General features: G+C 71.3%; 11 protein-coding genes. 5 read left to right on the top strand and 6 right to left on the bottom strand.

The window, feature by feature from the left end; genetic code table 11:
- Window positions 1–39: 39 nt before the first annotated feature.
- The 5 genes from ACZ5WE_RS06405 (at window position 40) to ACZ5WE_RS06385 (ending at window position 9,353) form a co-directional block, all read left to right on the top strand.
- Window positions 40–780: a class I SAM-dependent methyltransferase gene (locus ACZ5WE_RS06405; RefSeq protein WP_467694896.1), complete on the top strand. Its 741-nt coding sequence runs from the start codon at window positions 40–42 to the stop codon at window positions 778–780.
- 55 nt (window positions 781–835) lie between these two features.
- The gene (locus ACZ5WE_RS06400; protein WP_467694898.1) at window positions 836–1,654 is read left to right on the top strand and encodes a TylF/MycF/NovP-related O-methyltransferase; all 819 of its coding nucleotides are present in this window, start codon (window positions 836–838) and stop codon (window positions 1,652–1,654) included.
- Window positions 1,655–1,840: 186 nt separating this feature from the next.
- A complete protein-coding gene (locus tag ACZ5WE_RS06395) occupies window positions 1,841–5,335 on the top strand; it encodes a bifunctional glycosyltransferase/CDP-glycerol:glycerophosphate glycerophosphotransferase (protein WP_467694900.1) in 3,495 nt (1,164 codons plus the stop codon).
- Complete coding sequence (locus ACZ5WE_RS06390; protein ID WP_467694902.1) at window positions 5,332–8,175, top strand: bifunctional glycosyltransferase/CDP-glycerol:glycerophosphate glycerophosphotransferase; 2,844 nt, start codon at window positions 5,332–5,334, stop codon at window positions 8,173–8,175. Before ACZ5WE_RS06395 ends, ACZ5WE_RS06390 begins: the two co-directional genes overlap by 4 nt.
- Window positions 8,172–9,353, top strand: coding sequence for a glycosyltransferase (locus tag ACZ5WE_RS06385; RefSeq protein WP_467694904.1), 1,182 nt, complete (start codon window positions 8,172–8,174; stop codon window positions 9,351–9,353). Before ACZ5WE_RS06390 ends, ACZ5WE_RS06385 begins: the two co-directional genes overlap by 4 nt.
- A 12-nt stretch (window positions 9,354–9,365) precedes the next feature.
- Here ACZ5WE_RS06385 and ACZ5WE_RS06380 read toward each other — a convergent pair whose 3' ends face one another.
- From ACZ5WE_RS06380 to ACZ5WE_RS06355, 6 genes are all read right to left on the bottom strand, one after another.
- The gene (locus tag ACZ5WE_RS06380; protein ID WP_467694906.1) at window positions 9,366–10,241 is read right to left on the bottom strand and encodes a class I SAM-dependent methyltransferase; all 876 of its coding nucleotides are present in this window, start codon (window positions 10,239–10,241) and stop codon (window positions 9,366–9,368) included.
- 42 nt (window positions 10,242–10,283) lie between these two features.
- The gene (locus ACZ5WE_RS06375; protein ID WP_467694908.1) at window positions 10,284–12,533 is read right to left on the bottom strand and encodes a bifunctional glycosyltransferase/CDP-glycerol:glycerophosphate glycerophosphotransferase; all 2,250 of its coding nucleotides are present in this window, start codon (window positions 12,531–12,533) and stop codon (window positions 10,284–10,286) included.
- 160 nt (window positions 12,534–12,693) lie between these two features.
- On the bottom strand, window positions 12,694–13,575 hold the full coding sequence (locus tag ACZ5WE_RS06370) for a carbohydrate ABC transporter permease (RefSeq protein WP_467694910.1): 882 nt from the start codon (window positions 13,573–13,575) through the stop codon (window positions 12,694–12,696).
- Window positions 13,576–13,663: 88 nt separating this feature from the next.
- Window positions 13,664–14,944 carry a carbohydrate ABC transporter permease gene (locus ACZ5WE_RS06365; protein ID WP_467695045.1) on the bottom strand — a complete coding sequence of 427 codons (1,281 nt, stop codon included), beginning with the start codon at window positions 14,942–14,944 and terminating at the stop codon, window positions 13,664–13,666.
- Window positions 14,945–15,017: 73 nt separating this feature from the next.
- Window positions 15,018–16,412 (bottom strand): ABC transporter substrate-binding protein, encoded by a 1,395-nt coding sequence (locus tag ACZ5WE_RS06360; protein WP_467694912.1) that lies wholly within the window; start codon window positions 16,410–16,412, stop codon window positions 15,018–15,020.
- A 149-nt stretch (window positions 16,413–16,561) separates the two neighbouring features.
- Window positions 16,562–19,726 (bottom strand): FHA domain-containing protein, encoded by a 3,165-nt coding sequence (locus ACZ5WE_RS06355; protein WP_467694914.1) that lies wholly within the window; start codon window positions 19,724–19,726, stop codon window positions 16,562–16,564.
- Window positions 19,727–20,062: the final 336 nt, after the last annotated feature.

The following is a 20,062-nucleotide window of genomic DNA, read 5'->3' as shown; positions in this document are numbered from 1 at the left end:
ATCCCGGTTCAGGCCCTGTGTACCTGTGTAGGAGGATACGTGCACCAGTCCGCGTACGAACAGATGGAACTCTGTGTGGAGCAGTACATGCCCACGGGGAAGCGTCACCGGGTGGTCGACCTCGGGGCCCGGGTCTCCGACGGGCAGACCCGCACCCACAAGGCCCTGCTCGAAGGGCGCGACACGGAGTACGTGGGCGTCGACGTGCTCGACGGCCGCAATGTCGACGCGGTGATGACGAAGCCGTACCGCATCCCCGTGAAGTCCCGCAGCGCCGACTTCGTCATCTCCGGGCAGGCCTTCGAGCACATCCCCTTCTTCTGGGCGACGATGCTGGAGATCGCCCGCGTCCTGAAGCCGGAGGGCATCGCCTTCATCACGGCGCCCTCGCGCGGCCACGTGCACGACGCGCAGGACTGCTGGCGCTACTACCCTGACGGGTTCCGCGCCCTGGCCGCGTACACCCGGCTCGAACTCCGCGAGGCCTACACGGACTTCCCGCCCATGAAGGGCATCCGCCACGCCTACGGAAACATCGACGCCAAGCACGCCTACTGGGGCGACTCCGTCGGCGTGTTCCAGCGGCCCAGGAACTATCCGAGCCTCACCATGGCCTTCGTGCGGGGCACGACCAACTGGTGGGCGAACAGGATCGGCGGGGTCGACGGCGTCCCGCTGCCCAAGCCCGCCGAGGGCCGCTCCGAGTGCGGAAGGCCGAAGGTGGTGGCGCCGCGCGAAGGGGACGAGGAGTCCGTTTCGGCAGCAAGTGACGCCAGATGAACACATGTTGACGAAATGTGGCATCACGGATGACTTGCGCGTACTGTCCGCTCCCATGGCATGGCGACGCGCTGTGAATGGCGCATTGAAGCAACTGACCGGATACCAGCTGACGCGCACTCCGGTGCCGGCCCAGCGTGAGTCGGCGGCCCCGGCGCCGAAGCCCGCCCCGGCGCCGAAGCCGAAGCCGAAGGGCCTGAACCTCCCCGCCGACTACGACGAAGAGGCGAAGGAGATCATCCGTGCGGTGAAGCCGTACACGATGACCTCTCCCGAACGGCTGAACGCCTTCATCCTGGCGACCCGGCACGTCGTCCGGCACAACATCCCCGGCGGCATCGTCGAGTGCGGCGTGTGGCGCGGCGGTTCGATGCAGGCCTGCGCCAAGGCGCTGCTCGCCGCCGGTGAGACCGAGCGCGACCTGTACCTCTTCGACACCTACGAGGGCATGACCCCGCCCACCGAGGAGGACCTGCGCCTGGACGGCAAGTCCGCCGAGGAGCTGCTCAAGCAGCAGGGCAAGGACCGTCCGATCTGGGCGGTCGCCTCCCTCGACGACGTCAAGGCCGGCTTCGAGCAGGTGCCCTACCCCAAGGAGCGCGTGCACTACGTCCAGGGAATGGTCGAGGAGACCGTCCCGCGTGAGGCCCCCGAGCAGATCTCCGTCCTGCGCCTCGACACGGACTGGTACGCCTCGACCAAGCACGAACTCGAGCACCTGTACGGGCGGTTGGTCAGCGGCGGCGTCCTGCTCATCGACGACTACGGCTACTGGCAGGGATCGCGTCAGGCGGTCGACGAGTTCATGGACAAGACCGGCGAACAGCTGCTGCTCCTGCGCATGGACGAGGGACGCATCGCCGTGAAGCCCTGACCCGGCGGCGGCACTTGAGAGGGCCCGGTGCCCGGTGGCCTCCGGCCGCCGGTACCGGGCCTCTCGCGCGATCACTCGAATGGCTCTGTGCGGGTGACCCGGAAGGGCGGTCGTTGTTAACGGAGTGGCCCTCAGCAGGACGCGCAGCCGTGCCCGTCAGTTCTCCGGAAGGAATGTGCGCAGCGCATGACACCCCGACTCGCCGTCGTCGTCCCCGTCTACAACGTCGAGGAGTTTCTCGCCCCTTGCCTCCGGTCACTGGCCGAGCAGACCATGCCGGACCTCGAAGTCGTCATGGTCAACGACGGATCCACCGACGGGAGCCCGGACATCGCCCGCGAGTTCGCCGCGAAGGACGCCAGATTCCGTCTGGTCGGGCAGGAGAACGCGGGGCTCGGGGCGGCCCGCAACACGGGGGTGCGCGAGGCGCGGGGCACATACCTGACGTTCGTCGACAGCGACGACGTCGTTCCGCGGGACGCGTACGAGCGGATGCTGGCCGCACTCGAGGAGTCGGGCTCCGACTTCGCCACCGGCAACGTCCACCGGCTGCGCTCCGGCGGCATGAGCGAACAGTCGCCGATGTTCCGCAAGATGATGGCGACGGACCGCAGCGGCACGCACGTCACCCGCGACTGGCAGCTGCTCGGCGACCGCATCGCCTGCAACAAGGTCTTCCGCAGGGACTTCTGGGACCGGCACGCCTTCACCTTCCCGGAGGGCGTGCTCTTCGAGGACACCCCCGTCATCATCCCCGCCCACTTCCTCGCCGAGTCCGTCGACGTACTGAAGGAGCCCGTCTACCTCTGGCGGGACCGCGAAGGCTCCATCACGAGCCGCCGCGCCAAGCCCCGCGCGGTCCGCGACCGCACCGCCGCCGTCCTCGCGGCCGGCGGCTTCCTCGCGTCGAAGGCCGCTCAGGCGGCGGGCACTTCGCGCGCGGAGGTCTTCGCGGACGCCAAGCGGCGCTACGACACGACGGTGCTCTCCGGCGATCTGTGGCTGTTCATGGAAGCCCTGCCGCACGGCGACTCCACGTACCACGACATCTTCATGGAGCAGGCCAACGCCTTCGCCGACACCGTCGACCCCGCGGTCCTCGCCGCACTGCCGCTCGCCCTGCGCGTGCGCTGGCAGCTCATCCGCCGGCGCAGGACCACCGACCTCCTGGCCTTCATGGCGTACGAGAAGTCCCACCCCGGAGCCTTCCGGGTGCGCGGTCTGCGCAGGCGCAGGGCCGAGTTCCCCGGGATCGGCGTACTGCCGCGCGAGACCGTCGCCCTGGAACGTCGTGACCTGCCGCTCAACGCCCGGCTCACGCACATCGCCTGGGACGAGCAGGGCAGGCTGCGGCTCAAGGGCTACGCCTACATCCCCAACCTGCCCGCGGGACGTGTCGGCGCGCGTGCCAGGGTCGCCTGGCTGCGGGCAGGACGGCGGCGCGTGCTGCCGCTGAAGCTGCGCACGGTGCGGGCGCGCGAGGCGACGTACCGCTCCAAGCAGGGACTGCACAGCTACGACCGGTCGGGGTTCGAGACGGTCATCGACCCCCGCAGGACCGTCACCAAGCGGCGCAGCACCACCTGGAAAGTGGAGATGGGCGTGGTCAGCGGTCTCCTGCCGCGCACCGGGCCGGTTCGGACGATCAGCCCGCCGCGGCTGCCCGTGCGGTATCTGGAGGAGTTCCTCCGCGTGGCCGTCACTCTCAGCAAGGGCAGGCTGAGGGTGCGCACGGAGCGGGTGGCGGGGCGGCTCGTCGCGCACGAGGGCTGCGGCGGCACCGTCCGGCTGCACGGGCGGCTCGCGCCGGGGGAGTCGCAGGCCGTGGACGCCCTGCGGGTGGAGAACTGGGCCACCAAGGAGGCGCACTACGTCCCCGCCCTGGTGAACGGCCGCGACTTCAGCGCCGATGTGCCGCTCGGCCTCTTCCACGCCAGCGAGGACGAACGCACCGGTGAGCCGCGCAAGGCAGACCCGTGGGGCGTCGCGCTGGTCCGCGAGGGCGGCGACCGCACACCGCTCGCCGCCTGCCCCGACGTGCCGGCGGGGCGGTACGGGCTCCTTCCGGGGCGCGAACTCCTCGTCCTCGCCAACGCGTCGGGGAACCTGGAACTGCGCGACCAGACCCTGCGGCCGCTCGCCGACACCGTGACCTGGGACGACGAGCTGGTCGTCGAGGGCAGCCACCCCGACGCGGAGGCCCGCGCCGGGGAGCTGGTCCTCGTGCACGGCGGCCACGGCGACGAGGCGGTGGTGCCGGTGCGGATCGAGGGCGGGCGGTTCGCCGCGACGCTGCGGCCCGAAGCCGTGCCGGGACCCGGCGGCACCCTGCCGCTCGCCGAAGGACGCTGGAACCTCTTCCTGCGCGAGCCGGGCGCGAGCGACCCCGAGCAGTACACGCCCGTGTGCGTGGCGCCGGGCAAGGGCCGTGAACTGCCGCTCGTACGCACCAGGTCAGGCCGTGACATCAGCCTGAAGCGCCACGCCCACGACGGCCTCCACCTGCGCTCCGGCTCCGCGCTGCCCGTGGCCGACCGGGGCGGCCCGCGCCAGCGCAGGCTGCGCGAGGAGTACGCGGCCCTGCGTGGCGCTCCGCTGCGGGACGCCGTCCTGTACTGCAGCTTCGACGGACGGCAGTACTCCGACTCGCCCCGCGCCGTACACGAGGAACTGGTCGGCAGGGGAGCCGAGTTGGAGCACCTGTGGGTCGTCCGCGACCAGCAGGTGGCGCTGCCCGAGAGCGCCACGCCCCTCGCTCTGTGGAGCGCCGAGTGGCACGAGGCCCTCGCCCGCTGCCGCTACATCGTGACCAACACCCAGCTGCCCGAATGGTTCGAGCGCGCCGATGGCCAGTACGTCGTGCAGACCTGGCACGGCACCCCGCTCAAGCGCATCGGCCGCGACCTCGCGGGCCGCGCCTCCGGAGACCGCGCCTACATGGCGACCCTGCCCGGCCGCGCCGACCAGTGGAGCGTCCTCGTCTCCCCCAACCGCTTCTCGACGCCCGTCCTGCGCGGCGCCTTCGGCTACACCGGCGAGGTCCTGGAACGCGGCTATCCGCGCAACGACCTGCTGCACGCCGCCGACCGCGCGAAGGTCGCCGCCTCCGTGCGCGAGCGGCTCGGCATCCCCGAAGGCAGACGCGTCGTCCTCTACGCCCCCACCTGGCGCGAGAACCAGCCCAAGCAGGCCGGCCGCTACGCCCTCGACCTCCAGCTGGACCTCGACGCGGCCGAGCACGCCATCGGCGACGACCAGGTGCTCCTCGTCCGCAGGCACTACCTGGTCGGCGGCACCGTCCCCGAATCGGACTTCGTACGCGACGTCACCCGCCACCCCGACGTCAGCGAACTGCTCCTGATCAGCGACGTCCTCGTGACGGACTACTCGTCCCTCATGTTCGACTTCGCGCAGACCGGCCGCCCGATGCTCTTCCACACCTACGACCTCGACCACTACCGCGACACCCTGCGCGGCTTCTACTTCGACTTCGAGGCGCAGGCGCCGGGACCGCTGCTCGCCACGAGTGACGAGGTGATCGCCGCGCTGCGCGACCCGCGGGCCGCCACCGCCCCGTACGCCGACGCCTACGACAGATTCCGCGAGGCATTCTGCGATCTGGACGAGGGGAACGCGGCCGCGGGCGTCGTGGACGCCATGCTCGAAGGAGGCCGCGCATGAGCACGCCGGAACTGCACGACGTCAGCTGTGTCGTGGTCGCGGGCACGGACGTCGACGCCCTTGAACAGTCGGTGCGGTCCGTGCTCGACCAGTCGTTGGGCAACGTCGAGGCGGTCCTCGTCGACCCCGGGACCGACGGCCCCGCCCGCGACGCGGCGCAGGCGCTCGCCGCCGACCAGCCGCACCGGGTACGCCCGGTCCGTGCCGGGAGCGTCCTGCCGGTCGCCGCCGCGCGGAACCTCGGGCTCGACGCGGCACGCGGGCGGTACGTCATCGTGCTCGGCGAGGGCGAACTCCTGGAGCGGCACGCCTGCCGGAACCTCTTCGACGCCGCGCGCTCCACCGGGGCCGATCTGGTGGCGGGGCGCTGGACGCGGCTCACCGCCGGCGGAAAGAAGGAACGCGGCCCGGCCTGGCAGGCCGAACTGCACGCGAGGACAAGGAAGGTCGAGAACCTCTCCGACGCCCCCGAACTCGTCACCAGGGACTCCCTGATCGCCGGGTTCTGCGTCCGCCGCGACGTACTCGACCGCATGCGTCTGCGGTACGCGCGGGACCTCGACCACAGCGAGGTCCTCTTCGGCGTCGAGGCCGCCCTCGGGGTGCGCGGCATCACCCTCGTGCCGAACCTGATCACCACCCACCGCGCGGCGCCCGACCCAGCCCGCGAGACCCCCGCACTCGCCGCCGCCAACGACCGTGTCGCCGGGCTCCTGGTGAGCCTGGGCCGCCTCGACCTGGGCGACCGGCGCGAGCGGGCCTTCCTCGTCGACCACGTACTGCCCTGCGCCCGTGCGTTCCCGCAGCTCACGGCGGAGGAACGGCGCCGGGCCACGGCGGGGACCGCCCCGCACCTCCGGGGCCGCGTGGACCTGCGCGCCCTGGACGCCCTCGACCCCGTGGAGCGGGTGTGCGTGCGGTTGCTCGCGGACGGCGACACGGACGGCGTCCTCGCGGCCGCGTACGCGCTCGCGCGGCCCGGCACCGTCGTCTCGGAGCTGACCGAGCGGGAGGGGAAGGTCTACTGGCGCGCGGACGGCCTCGACGACCCCCGCGTACGAGAAGTACTCGACGTCAGCGAACTCGGCTACCAGCACCGGCAGTTGGGCGATCTGCAGCTGCTGAACCGCCTCACCAGGTACGCCGTCGAAGGAGGCAGGGCCGAGGGAGGCAAGGCGGTCCTCGAAGGGCGTGTCGTGCTGCCCGGCGGTCTGGTGCCCGACCGGCCGCCGCTCACCGCCCGGCTCGACGTGCGGGCGCCCGGCGCGGGCCGGCGCGGCTACCGCGTACCCGTGGAGGAGGTGCACTACGACGGCGGCGCGGTCGTCTGGCGGGCCAGGACGGTCCTCACCGCCCGGCTGCGGGACCTCGGCATCCGGGACCGCGGCTGGGAGCCGCGGCTCCAACTCGCCGCCGGCGGCCAGGACCTGGCGACCGAACTCGTCGCCGAGCCGGAGACCGTGGGAGAGGGCGAAGGGGCCACCGTCACCGGCCGGAACAGGCTGGAGCTGCGCCTCGTACCCCGACACCGCGCCACCCGCATGCTGCGCGCGGCACTGCACTACGTCACGCACTTCCGCCCCGCGCGGGGGCTCAGGATCCGGCTGCGCGCCCTGCGCAAGAGGTGGGATGGACTCAACGGCAACGCGGTCAAGCTGCGCGTCTACCGGCGGGTGCTGCTGAGGCTGCCCGTCCGCAAGGGCTCGGTCGTCTTCGAGAGCCACATGGGCAGGCACTACGGCGACAGCCCGCGCGCCGTCCACCAGGAGATCATCGACCGAGGGCTGCGGCTGCGCTGCATCTGGTCGTACGCCGCTTCGGCCGACGGCTTCCCCGACTCCGCGCGCCTGGTGCCCCGTTGGTCCTGGCGCTATCTGTGGGCCCTTGCCCGCGCCGAGTTCTGGGTCGACAACCAGGGCTTTCCGCACTCCCTGGACAAGCCGCGCCACACCACGTATCTCCAGACCTGGCACGGCTCCGCGTACAAGCGCATGGGCTTCGACGAGGCTCGCCTGAAGACGCAGAACGCCCCGCAGCGCGAGCGCCTCAAGGAGGCCGTCGACCGCTTCGACCACTTCCTGGTGCGCTCCGAGCACGACGTGAGGACCCTGGCCCGGGCCTACGGCATCCCCGATGACCGGCTGCTGCGCTGCGGCTACCCGCGCAACGACCGCCTCATCGCCGCGCGCGCCAGGGACGAGGCAGCGGGCCGCTTCCCGCGGCCATCGGCGGCCGCCGACCTCGGCATCCCGGACCACAGGACGGTGGTCCTGTACGCGCCGACATTCCGCGGCCTTCCCTCCGGGAACAGCAAGCCGGTGCGACTGCCCCTCGACGTACGCAAGTTCGCCGACCGCTTCGGCGACACCCACGTCCTGCTGGTGCGCGCCCACTACATGGAGGCGGCCGGCCTCCCGGTCTGCCCGCCCGGCACCGTCATCGACGTATCCGCCCACCACGACGTGAGCGAGCTGCTCTGCCTCGCCGACGTTCTGGTCACCGACTACTCGTCGATCGTGTTCGACTTCGCGCTCCTGGACCGGCCGCTGGTGCACTTCGCGCCCGACCTCGACGCGTACGCGGCCGAGCGTGGCAGCTACTTCGCGCTGCGGGACGAGGCAGGCGGGCCCGTCGTCGAGACGGAGGAGGAGCTGCTGCGCGTGCTGGCCTCGCTGAAGCAGGCCGACGGCGCGTGGGCCCAGCCCCGGCGGGCCTTCGCCGCCCGGTTCGGCGCGTACGACCGGGGGCGGGCAGCGGCCCGCGTGGTGGACGCGCTCTTCGGGGAGCGCTTCGGGAACGAGGAGTGGTTCGAGAACACGGAGAAGAGGGGCGGGGCATGACCACGACGATCGCGACCACGAGGATCGCGAGCCCGAGGAAGAGCCGCGATCTCTTCCTCGTGGCGAACACCGTCGACGAACTCGGCGGTGTCACCGCCTGGGCCCACCAGATGGCCCGGCTCTTCCAGGGCAACGGCCACCGCGTGCATGTCATCGGCGTCCACGAGGCCGAGCTGAAACTGGTGCTCCCCGACGACCTCGGCTACCCCGTGACCAGCCTCTACCGCGAGCATCCGCCGACCCCGCGCCCGGTGCGCGGCCTCGGCCGCCTCAACGTGGTGGCACGCCGCCGCGAGGCGGCGCGGACCGCCGCCAAGCGCCGCACCGTCGACCGGCTCTCGCAGCTCTTCCGTGCCGCGCGCCCCGGCGCGGTCGCCATCGTCACCCAGGTCTGGCCGATGGAGTGGATCAGGGAGGCGGACACCGCGGGCCTGCGCATCATCGGCATGAGCCACGAGTCGTACGCCTACACCCGCGCCTGCCACCGCTACCGCGCGGTCAAGCGCAGCTATCCGTCCGTGGACCGCTGGCTCGCGCTCACCCAGGAGGATGCCGACGACTGGATCGCCGACGGCATGCACAACGTCGGCGCGATGCCGAACGCCCTCGCCCACCTCCCCGAAGTGCCCTCGCAGCGCAAGGGGAAGGTGGTCTGCAGCATCGGCAGGCTCGCCGACCAGAAGGGCGTCGACATGCTCGTCGACACCTGGGCGCTCGTGGCCCCGCAGCGCCCCGACTGGACGCTGCGGATCTACGGCGCGGGAACGGACGAGGACGACCTCAAGCGGCAGTGCACGCGCCTTGGCCTCGACGGTTCGGTTCAGTGGCGTGGCCGCACCAGCGATGTGCCGGGCGTGCTCGCCGAGAGCTCCCTGTTCGTGCAGTCGTCGCGCGGCGAGGGCTTCCCGCTGGCACTGATGGAGGCGATGGCCAGCGCGGTGCCGTGCGCGGCCTTCGACTGCGCGCCCGGCGTCCGCGAGATCGTGCGCCACGGCGAGGACGGCCTGCTCGCCCCCGCCGGCGACATCGACGCCCTCGCCGACCGCATCCTGCGCCTCACCGGCAACCCACGGCTGCGGGACGCGATGGGCGAGCGGGCCCGCAGGAACGTGCAGCGGTTCTCCGAGGCACGGGTCCTGGACCGCTGGGAGGAACTGTTCGACCTGCTGGAACGGTGAACTCTCCGGAGGTCAGGAACGCCCCGAACGTGCGAGCAGTGACGACAACAGGCCTTTGGCCCGGCTCCCGGTCACGGGGGGCCGGGGGGCGCTGTCCTGGAACTCCGGGACGGGCTCGTCCGCGTGCCGTGACACGGGGTGGGCCGGCTGCTTCGCCTTCTTGCCGCTGATCCGGATCATCGGGAAGCCCGCGACCTCCTCGGCGCCGTGCCACAGGTCGTCCCGCTCCTTCAGGAACGCGGCGAGATCGGCGTGGATCGCCTCGTAACTCCCCCATGTCCCATAGAACTTGGTGGCCGTGATGGTCAGGGGTTTGAGCCCTGTGCTCGCCACGGCCCCCCAGGTCGCCGCGGCCACGCCCGGACAGTGTTCGGCCCGGAAGTCGTCGAGCACGACGATCCCGTCCTGTCCCAGGACCTCCTTGGCGGCGGCGATGTCGGCGTGGACGTGCTCGTACAGATGCGAGGCGTCGATGTGCACGAAGCGGCAGCTGTCCGCCGCCACGTGCGCGGTGATCCCCGAGGACGGCTCCTGGACGATCTGCGGCAGGCCGTCGTGGAAGGAGCGGTAGTTGGCCTCGAAGGCGCGGCGCGTCAGTGTGGCGTACGAGCGGCCCATCTCGGCGGAGTTGGCCTCGTCGGGCGCGGGTGAGTCGAAGAGGTCACAGACGGTGAAGGTCTCCTCCGGGCGCAGGTACGCGCCCATGAAGATGGCGCTCTTGCCCAGGTAGGCGCCGAGCTCCAGCAGATCACCCCGCTGCTCAAGGTCGCGCTGCCGGCTCAGGATCCAGTCGAAGAGCACCTGGTCGACCGGATGGAACCACCCCTTCACATCGGAGAGTCGGCTCGGCCGCGGCAGGTGGCCGGTGGTGGCGGAAGCGTTCTGCATATCTGGTCCCGGGGAATGGGGGAAGGATGACAGCGCGGGGGGTTAGAAACGCGGAGTGGGCGGGGAGACGTCGGCCCGCGGATGCGGCTCGTCGGCCACCCCTGCGGCCGGCGCCGGGTGCCGGTCCGCCAGTGGCGCCACAGACGGTAGACCCCCTGCCTCCCCGAGCACCACATGCCTCACAACTCGTTCAGCGGCCCGTCCGTCGTCGTACACGCAGAAGCGGTCTCGGAAGGCGGCGCGCAGCTGCGCCGAGCGCGAGCCGCGCCAGTGGCCGGTGGCGAAGATGTCGGTGAGCTCGTCCTCACTGCGCGCGATCACACCCGGCGGGAACTCGCGCACGTCGAAGTAGGTGCCGCGGGCCGCCTCGTACGCCTCCCAGTCGGTGGCGTGCAGGACGACGGGGCGGTCGAGGTTGGCGTAGTCGAACATCAGCGACGAGTAGTCGGTGACCAGGGCGTCGGACGCCAGACAGAGGGACTCGACGTTCGGATGGTGCGACACGTCGATCAGGCGGTCCGACGAGGGCGCCAAGGGTGCCCCGTACGAGTGATGGGCGCGGGTCAGGACGACGAAGCGGGGGCCGAGGCTGTGCAGGATGCGCTCCAGGTCGAGGGAGCGCAGCTGCGAGTGGCGGTAGTCGCGCAGGGTGGGCGCGTAGAGGATGGCGATGGCACCCGGGGGGATACCGAGGGACTCGCGGTGGCGGGCCACGTCGGCGGAGCTCGCCCGCTGGTAGATGTCGTTGCGCGGGTAGCCGTACTCGAGCGTGGTGAACGAAGCGGGGAAGACGCGCTCCCAGACCAGCGTGGAGTGGCGGTTCGCCGACAGGACGTAGTCCCATTTGTCGGCATTGCGCAGGAGAGCGGCGAAGTCCGTGCCCCGGGCGGCGGCAGGACGGTCCTGGAGGTCGAGGCCCATCAGCTTCAGGGGCGTGCCGTGCTGGGTCTGGATCATGATCTGGCCGGGGCGTTTGACGAGCCTGTGGTCGAAGTTGACGTTGTTCACGAGGTACTTGGAGCGCGCGAGGGCGCTCCAGTACGCGGCCGTGCCGGGGCGCAGCCTGCGGGTCGCCGTCGGCAGGGTGTGGTGGTGGTCCGGGTCCGCGATCCACGCGGTGCGGATGTGCGGGGCGTGCTCGCGCAGCGCGGCCTCCAGGGCGCCGGGGTTGCAGCCGTAGCCGCGTCCCCAGTACGAGGAGAAGACCGCGCGATCGGCGCGCAGCGGCAGGCGCAGCTGGATGCGGTAGTGCAGTTGCAGCACGGCGCCCTTGGCGCGGCGGCGTGCGGTCGTGGCGTACCGCTTGGCCCGTGATCTGATCCGCAGTGCCGTCCACAGGGTCCGGTAGGTGCGGTGGGTGCCCAGGCGCACCAGGCCGTGCCGCACCCGGGCGCGGGCGCGCGGGCGGGCGCCGGGGACGCGGTAACGGCGGTAGTGGGTGCGGGCCCTGCGCAGGAACTCGGCGCGGCTGCCGCGGGGGAGGCGGTCCCGCTTGGCGAAGACCGCCGAGAGGTGGTCGACCATCTTCCTGAAGAGGAGGGGCCGCCAGGCCGCCGAGAGTTCGGGGTGCTCGTCGAGGAACGCGAAGACCCGCTCGTACTGGTCGAAGATCTCGAAGTGTCTGCGGGTCGTGGTGCGCAGGATGCTGCCGCGGCGCCGCTGGAGGTAGTGCACGCAGACCCGGTCGAGGGTGGCGATCGCGCCCGCCTTCATCAGGACCGGGGCGGTCCAGGGCGTGTCCTCGTAGAGGCCGGGCGGGAAGGCGAATCCCTCGCGCTCGATGAATTCGCGGCGGTAGGCCTTGTTCCAGGCCACCATCAGGAGGCGCAGCAGGCCGGGCCGGTCGATCAGCCGGAAGGGGGCCACGCCCTCCTCCTTCAGGAGGGCCGCGAACTGGTTGCGCACGGCCTCGCCCGACCAGAACGTGCGCGCGTAGTCGTAGATCAGGACATCCGGGTCGTCCGTCTCCTTGATGCGGTCGGAGATCGCGTGCAGGGAGCCGGGGGTGAGGGTGTCGTCACTGTCGAGGAAGATCAGGTAGTCGCCGGTGGCGTGCTTCATGCCGGCGTTGCGGGCCGGGCCCAGACCGACGTTCTCCTTGAGGTGGACGGCCTTCACGCGGGTGTCACGGGCCGCCCGTTCGTCGATGATGACGCCGCACGCGTCCGGTGAGGCATCGTCGACCGCGATCAGCTCGAGATCCGTGAACGATTGCTCGAGGACGGATTCGAGGCATGCATGCAGATACGCCTGCACCTTGTACACGGGCACGATGACACTGAACCGGGGCAAGGCACATCCATGGGTCGGCGCGGGCATACTGCCCGGAAACGTCCCGGCGGCCGGTCGAGTTACGCCGTATGTGGCATATGGGGGACGAGCACGAGTGAGGCGGCCCCGCTCGTGGGCCGCCTCACTCGTCGAACGTATGCACCCGTGCCGTGAATGTTCGTTACTTGACCGCGCCCGCCATCACGCCGGACACGAACTGCCGCTGGAACGCGAAGAACACGGCCAGCGGGATCACCATCGAGATGAACGCGCCCGGCGCCAGGATCTGCACGTTGTCACCGAAGGACCGCACCTGTTGCTGGAGCGCGACCGTGATCGGCGGGCTCTCGGAGTCGGCGAAGATCAGCGCGATCAGCATGTCGTTCCAGACCCAGAGGAACTGGAAGATGCCGAGCGAGGCGATCGCGGGTGCGCCGAGCGGCATCACGACCCGGAAGAACAGCCGCAGTTCACCGGCCCCGTCCAGGCGTGCCGCCTCCAGGAGTTCGCGGGGTATCTCCGCGAAGAAGTTCCGCAGGAGGAAGATCGCGAACGGCAGCCCGAAGGCCACGTGGAAGACGACCACGCCGATCGTCGTCTCGAAGATGCCGATCGCGCCGAAGATCTTCGACACCGGTAGCAGCGCCACCTGCACGGGCACCACGAGCAGCCCGACGACGCCGATGAACCACCAGTCGCGGCCCGGGAACTCCATCCACGCGAAGGCGTATCCGGCGAGGGACCCGATGATCACGACGAGCAGTGTCGCCGGGACGGTGATCATGATGCTGGACAGGATCGAGTCGGTGATCGTCTCGTCCTTGAGGAGGTTCGTGTAGTTGTCCAGCGTCATCTGCGACGGCGTGGAGAAGACCTTCCACCAGCCGCTCTCCGCCATGTCGGCCGAGCTGCGCAGCGAGCCGAGCAGTAGACCGATCGTCGGCACCAGCCAGAAGAGCGCGACGACGGTGAGGAAGACGCGCACGGCGGTGCCGCTCAGGACGGAGGCCACCCGCCCGCCGAGCGACTGCTTCGCCTTCACCACTTCGACTTGGGTGGTCATCGCCGAGCCTCCCGTCGAAGTCGCCGCACGTTGCTGTGCTTTCCCGGGGGACAACCCCCGGACCTCCAGCCGGTGTGCGGGTGGCGCATCATCGTCGTCCCTCCCGTCGCAGTCGCCGCACGTTGAAGAGCATCACCGGGATCACGAGGAGGAAGAGCAGTACGGCGATCGCGCTCGCCACGCCCGAATCCTTGTCGAGGAACGCGGAGTTGTAGAGCTGGAGCGCCAGGACGTTCGCGTCGTCCTTCGAGGAGTTCGGCGCGATGATGAAGATCAGGTCGAAGATCTTCAGTACGTTGATCATGAGCGTGACCGTCACCACCGCGAGCACCGGCGCGAGGATCGGCACCGTGATCCTGCGGAACACCTGCCACTCGTTGGCGCCGTCCACGCGGGCGGCCTCCAGGAGTTCACGCGGCACGCTGGCGAGTCCTGCCGCGATCAGGACCATCGCGAAACCCACCCAGATCCACAGGTACGAGCCGATGACCGCAGGCGTGATGAGGGAGGGGCCCAGCCAGTCCACGCCGTTGTACGGCTCGCGGAAGTTGCTTGCGGGGAAGCGTAGTTGGGCCCCGTCCGCCTCCTTGGGGAGCGCGAACGTGCCATCCGCCGCGGCCTCGGCCGATGCCACCACCTTGCCGTCCCTGACGGCCTCGACCTTGATCCCGGGATAGCCGAACTCGGCCTTGTCCGGGGCGTTCATCTCGCCCCGGCCCTTGCCGCGCGTGAAGTCCTGCCAGGCCGTGCCGGTGACCTTGTCGGGGTCCGGCTTCGCGGCCGCGGCGGACTTGGCGTCGTCCGGCATGCTGTCCGGAGCGACACCGGTCAGCGGGAGCATCACCGCAGTGCCCGCGCTGACCGGCTTGCGCGTGATGAAGGCGCCGCCGCTCGCCGACTTCAGCGGTGACTCCGTACTGGGATGCGCCTGCGGGAAGGCGGACGACTCGGCGAAGGTGTCGTGCGCGGTCACGAAGACGGCGTTGGCGACGCCCCGGTCGGGATCCGACTCGTAGACGAGCCGGAAGATGATCCCCGCCGCGAGCATCGAGATCGCCATCGGCATGAAGATGACCAGCTTGAACGCCGTGCCCCAGCGGATCCGTTCGGTGAGCACGGCGAATATCAGGCCGAGGCCGGTCGCCACCGTCGGCGCGACGACCACCCAGACCGCGTTGTTCTTGATCGCGGTGAGGATGGTGTTGTCCGTGAACAGGGTCGTGTAGTTGTCGAACGCCGTGAAGTCGCCCGACTTGTCGAAGAAACTGCGGAAGAGCGAGTACCCGATGGGGTAGAGGACGAGCGCGCCGAGCAGCACCAGAGCGGGTGCCAGGAACAGCACCGCCACGCTCTTGCGGGTGCCGGTCACGCTCTTGCGCGGTGTGGGAGCCGGGGGCAGCGCCGCACTCGGCGTGCCCCCGGCGTTCGCGGACGCCACCGGGTCAGTCCTTGTAGGCCGCGGCGGCGGCCGTCTCCAGCGCCTTCTGCGTGCCCGCCACGTCCTTCGGGTTCTTCAGGAAGTCCTGCAGCGCCTTCCACTCGCCCTTGCCCGGCGTGCCGCCGAAGGCCTGCGGGGCCTGGTCGGACATGTCGAAGCGGATGTCGTCGCCCGCCGCGATCAGCGCCTTGGCGATGTCCCGCTGCACGTCGTTCGGGTACGCCGCCAGATCGAGGTTCTTGTTCGGCGAGACGAAACCGCCCGCCTCCGCCCAGATCTTGGCCGAGTCCGGCGAGGCGAGGAAGGTCAGCAGCGCCTGAGCGCCCTTGCTGTCCTTCAGCGCCACGGCGGCGTCACCGCCGACGACCGCCGGAGACTCGTCCCCGACCGCCGGGAAGGGGAACACCTTGGCGTCCGTGCCGACTTCGGCCTTCGTCTCCGAGATCGGCAACGAGACCATGTCGCCCTCGAAGACCATGCCCGCCTTCGGCTGGTCGCCGCCGGTGAACGTCTGCTTCACGGATGCGGGGAACTCGGTCTGCAGCGCGCCGTCCGCGCCGCCCGCGACGAAGCCCTTCTTGCCGAAGAGCTCGCCGAGCGTGGTCAGCGCCTCCTTCACGGAGGGGTCCGTCCACTTGATCTCGTGCTCGGCGAGGTCGTCGTACTTCTCCGGGCCGGCCTGCGAGAGGTAGATGTTCTCGAACCAGTCGGTGAGGGTCCAGCCGTCGGCGCCCGCGACCGAGATCGGCGGTACGCCGGAGTCGTACACGGTCTGGGACGTCTTCAGGAAGTCGTCCCACGTCTTGGGCGCCTTGGCGCCCGCGTTGTCGAAGACCTCGGTGTTGTACCAGACCAGGGACTTGTTGGCGGCCTTGAAGTACACGCCGTACTGCTTGTCGTCGACGGCACCGAGGTCCTGCCAGCCCTGTCCGTAGTTCTTGTCGAGCTGCTTCTGCGCCTCGGGCCCGACCGGCTTGGCCCACTTGTTCTCCACGGCCTGCTCGATCGCGCCGACCTGCGGCAGCATCGCGACGTCCGGCGGCTGGCCGCCCGCGACCTTCGACTCCAGGAAGCTGATGATGGGGTCCTGGGCCGGTACGAAGGTGACCTTGGCGCCGGTCCGCTTCTCGAACTCGTCGAGGACCTTGAGGAATACCTTCCGCTCCGAGCCGCCCCAGACGGCGGCGACGGAGACGGTCTGCCCGTCCAACTTGGGTAGTTGGACCGCGGAGCCACTCTCCTTGCCGCCGCCCTTGTCCCCGCTGTCCTTGTCGTCGCCGTCGTCCCCGCCGCAGGCGGTGACGGTGAGCGCGAGCGCGCCCGCGACGAAGGCCGCGGCGAATTTGGCTGTGGTACGCCGGTGTTGCGGTGCCCTGCGTGATCGAAGACTGCTGCGCATCACTGCCCCGTTTCTCTGCCACGGCGAGTCCCGTGCGGTCTGTCTACGCCCGGGCGGGGAGGGGCGGCAAGAGCGCAAACAGTGTCAACCTGGTGATCGTGATGGCGTTGTGACGTGCCGTCACTGAGCTGGGGGGCTCTGCCGCGGAGCTACAGCAGCGACGGAACCTGATCCGCGGCGACAGAGCGGGCAGCCCGCTCCAACGCGCTGGCGAGAAGAGCCAAGTCCGTTGGTCCGTTTCCCAGTTCGCGAACGGGCCGGCGGGCCGGCGGGTCTCCCATCCGCTCCCACTCCAGCGGGACGACGGTGGGGCGCACCGTGGACGTACGGGGAATCCGTCCCGTGACCCGCCCCGCCTGGAAGGGGCTCACCCGCCCATCGGCCGTACGGAGCTCTCCCCGCCCCGGGGCAGGCTCCTCCGGGCCCGGGGTGACGGCGTCCAGCACGATCCGCAGAGCAGCCCGCCGCCCCAGCTCCGTCTCCGAAGTCCGTTCGCTGCGCGCGGTGGTGGCGACCAGATGCACCCCGAGCCGCTCCCCGTCCCGGGCCACCGCTTCGAGTGCCCGCACGACGGACCCCGCGGCAGGCCGCCCCGGTGAGCCGAGCGCGGGTGAGAGCAGCGCGTCGAAGTCGTCGACGAGCACGACGAGGCGAGGCAGCGGAGGTCCCGGTTCTGCCCCCTTGCGGGCGGTGGCGGGCCGCAGCCGCATCGTGGAACTCGGCGGCGGGTCGAGATCGCCCCCGGGGCTCATGGCGACCACGGCGCTTCCGCCGCCCATGCCACCCAGGCCGGCCGGAGACGACTGCGTGTGCCACTCGGTGAATCCGAGGCGTCCCAGCAGCTCGGCCCGCCGCTTCAGCTCGGCGGTCAGGGACTGGGCGAACTCCCGCATGCGGACGGGGTCGTTGGCGGCGAGATGCGTCGTGACATGCGGCAGGTCCATACAGACCGCGAGGCCCTCGACCAGCCGTACGTTCCCCCCGTTCGTCCCGCTGCCTCCGCTCCCTGTGCTGTCCCGCCCGTCGATCAGGACCATGCCGAGGCGGTCGGGGCGCTCAGCCGCGGCCAGCGAGGCGGCGATGGAGCGCAGCAGCTCCGTACGACCGCTGCCCGAAGGGCCCTCGGCCAGGACATGCGGGCCCTCGGCTGCGAGGTCCACGACCACGGGCCCGCGCGGGCCCGCCCCGAGCACCGTCCAGGCCCGCCCGCCCAGCGCGTCGGAATCATCGGCGGCCGCTGCCCACCGCGCCATCAGGGACGCGGGGGTGGCCCGAGCGAGCCCCAACTCGTCCAGGAGCCGTGCCATTTGGGGCAGAGGAGCGGACACGCGCGCGTGCCCGTCGCCGGGCGCCCCGTCCGTGCGGAAGGGCGCAAGGGCGCGGGCGAACCGCTCGGCCCAGGCCTGCGACACCGCGTCCACCGCGGCGACCGTGCCGTGTCCCGCGGGCTGCCCGTCCACGGTCCGCAGCAGCCGCAGGGCGGTGGCCACGTCGCCGCTGAGCAGCGCGACGGCACCGCAGGCACGGAAGGCGGGCGACACGGAACAAGCTGCCTCGTACGTGGCCGACACCGGGGAGGCGGGCGACGCGGCGGGGGTCTCCGCCAGGCAGACGACATGGACCCCGGCGGTGTCCCCTTCCCGCGCCAGGCGCACCACGGCTTCGCGCAGCCCGGCGGACCCGGGGTCGCCGTCCACCACGACGACGGTGCGGGGCCCGGTGCCCGGGGAAGCTTCGGTGGAGGTGTCGGCCACGGACGCCCTGTCCGCCACGTGGTCATCGATGCGCCGCAGCAGCTCGCCCGTGCGCGCTGCCGCCTGCTCACGGTCGTAGGCGAGGAGGAGGCGGCAGTCCTGGCCGTGCGTGGGCCGCAGATGCGGGAGCCAGCCGAGCCAGGACCACTCGGCGGCGCGCTCCGGTGCGGGCCGTGCGCGGTCCGTGCTGAGCAGCACGATCTCCAGGGCGTCGGGGGAGTGCAGTGCGGCGAGCTGGGCGACGACGGCACGGGCGAGCCCCGTCAGGCGCTCGCGCGGTCCCGCGAGTCCGAGCGCGCCCGCCTCCCGCAGGCTGACCGTCACGGGGACTGCGGGCAGCAGGCCCCGCTCGTCCGGGGTCGCGCGGTCCACCGTGCCGAGCCGGACCGCGAGCGCCTCGGGGTGGCCGGGGCCGCGCTCCCAGAGCCGGGGGCCGGGGCCGAGCGCCGTGAGCAGCAGGGCCGCGGGGTCGGGCCAGGACTCCGGGGTCCGCGAGGCGGCGGCCACCGCGAGGTCCTCCGGGGTGGGAACCGCCGGCACCGGGGACGCGGCGTCGCCGGCTGTCCCGTACCCCTCGTCGTGGTCCGCCGGTCCGTGCTCGTCTTCACGGGCGCCTGTCAGCCGCCGGGCCCAGGCCGAGATGCCGCCCCGCCTGCGGAGCGTGCGCGGCACGGTCGTCCCGCGCGCGGGGGTGCCGACGCGGGCACTCTCGGCGTCCGGTGCACTGCCCTGCTGGGGCACGAGCGGTACATCGGTGAGCGACGTCTGCCCGAACGCCGCGCCCTGGCCTTCCTCGCCCGAGGCGCCCCAGCCCGCGGAGCCGTACGCATGATGGGTGCCGTCGAAAGGAGTGTGGCCCGCTTCCGGGGGCGCGCTTTGGGGTGCGTCGGCGCTCGCGGCGACCCGTACGCGGACATGCCCCTCGCCGTCCGGGGCCGTCGGCAGGGCGCCGCCCGTCCCGTCCCCGGCGGTGAACCGCAGCGCGGACTCGCCGAGCCGCAGCAGGGAGCCCGGGGTGAGGCGCACCGGGTGGTCGGTGATCTCGTGGCCGTCCACCGTCGTGCCGTTCGTGGAGCCCAGGTCCGTGACGGTGACCTGGCCGTCCGGGGTGAGCGTCACCGCGCAGTGCAGTCGCGAGACGTCCGGGTCGTCCAGCGGGACGTCCGCGTCCGCCGAGCGGCCGACACGGATCTGGCCGCCGTGCAGGAGGTGCACACCGCCCGCGTCGGGCCCCGCGACCACGTGCAACTGCGCTGCGGCTCCCGCCAGTTCGGGACCGGGCTCGGCGGGGGAGCCGAGTGAGAGCACCGCTCCGTCTATCAGCGGGGGCTCTCCGAGGGTGCAGCGCTGGGCGTCGAGGCGCTCCGACTCCGCGTACAGGACGACGGGGCCTTCGCCGCCCGCCACGGCGGCGGCGAGGCCGGAGGCGACGGTGGCCAGAGCTGTGCCCGCGGGGGCGGTGACCAGCACGTCACTGGCGCCGCGCGGCACGACGGGGCGGCCATGGGGCTCGGCGGTCTGGCCGCTGCGCGGCCCGAGGACGGTCAGCCGGATCTGCATCGCCGTCAGCGGTCCCTTCTGCCCTTGCCGCAGGGCACGGGGACTCGCGCTGTGATTCCCCCCACCGCACACGGCCACGTCGGCCAGTAACAGATAAGCATCCTCGCACCTGCCACTGACAACACGCCCGGCGGCCACCCGTAAGTGATCTTGATTGGTCGGCTCTGCTCGGAAAAGTGCCTGCTTGGACGGTTGCGATCGCCGGTCATCACATCGTGACGAAGGTCAATTCGACGCCATTCGGCAACCAACGGCTTCCATGGGGCGTCTTCCCACCGAACAGCTATCCGGTCAGCCGGCGACCGGGTCGGAATGTGACCGGCCGGTGCCCCGTTC

This window comes from Streptomyces sp. NPDC033180 (assembly GCF_055577645.1).
This window is presented reverse-complemented; position numbering and strand designations above follow the sequence as displayed.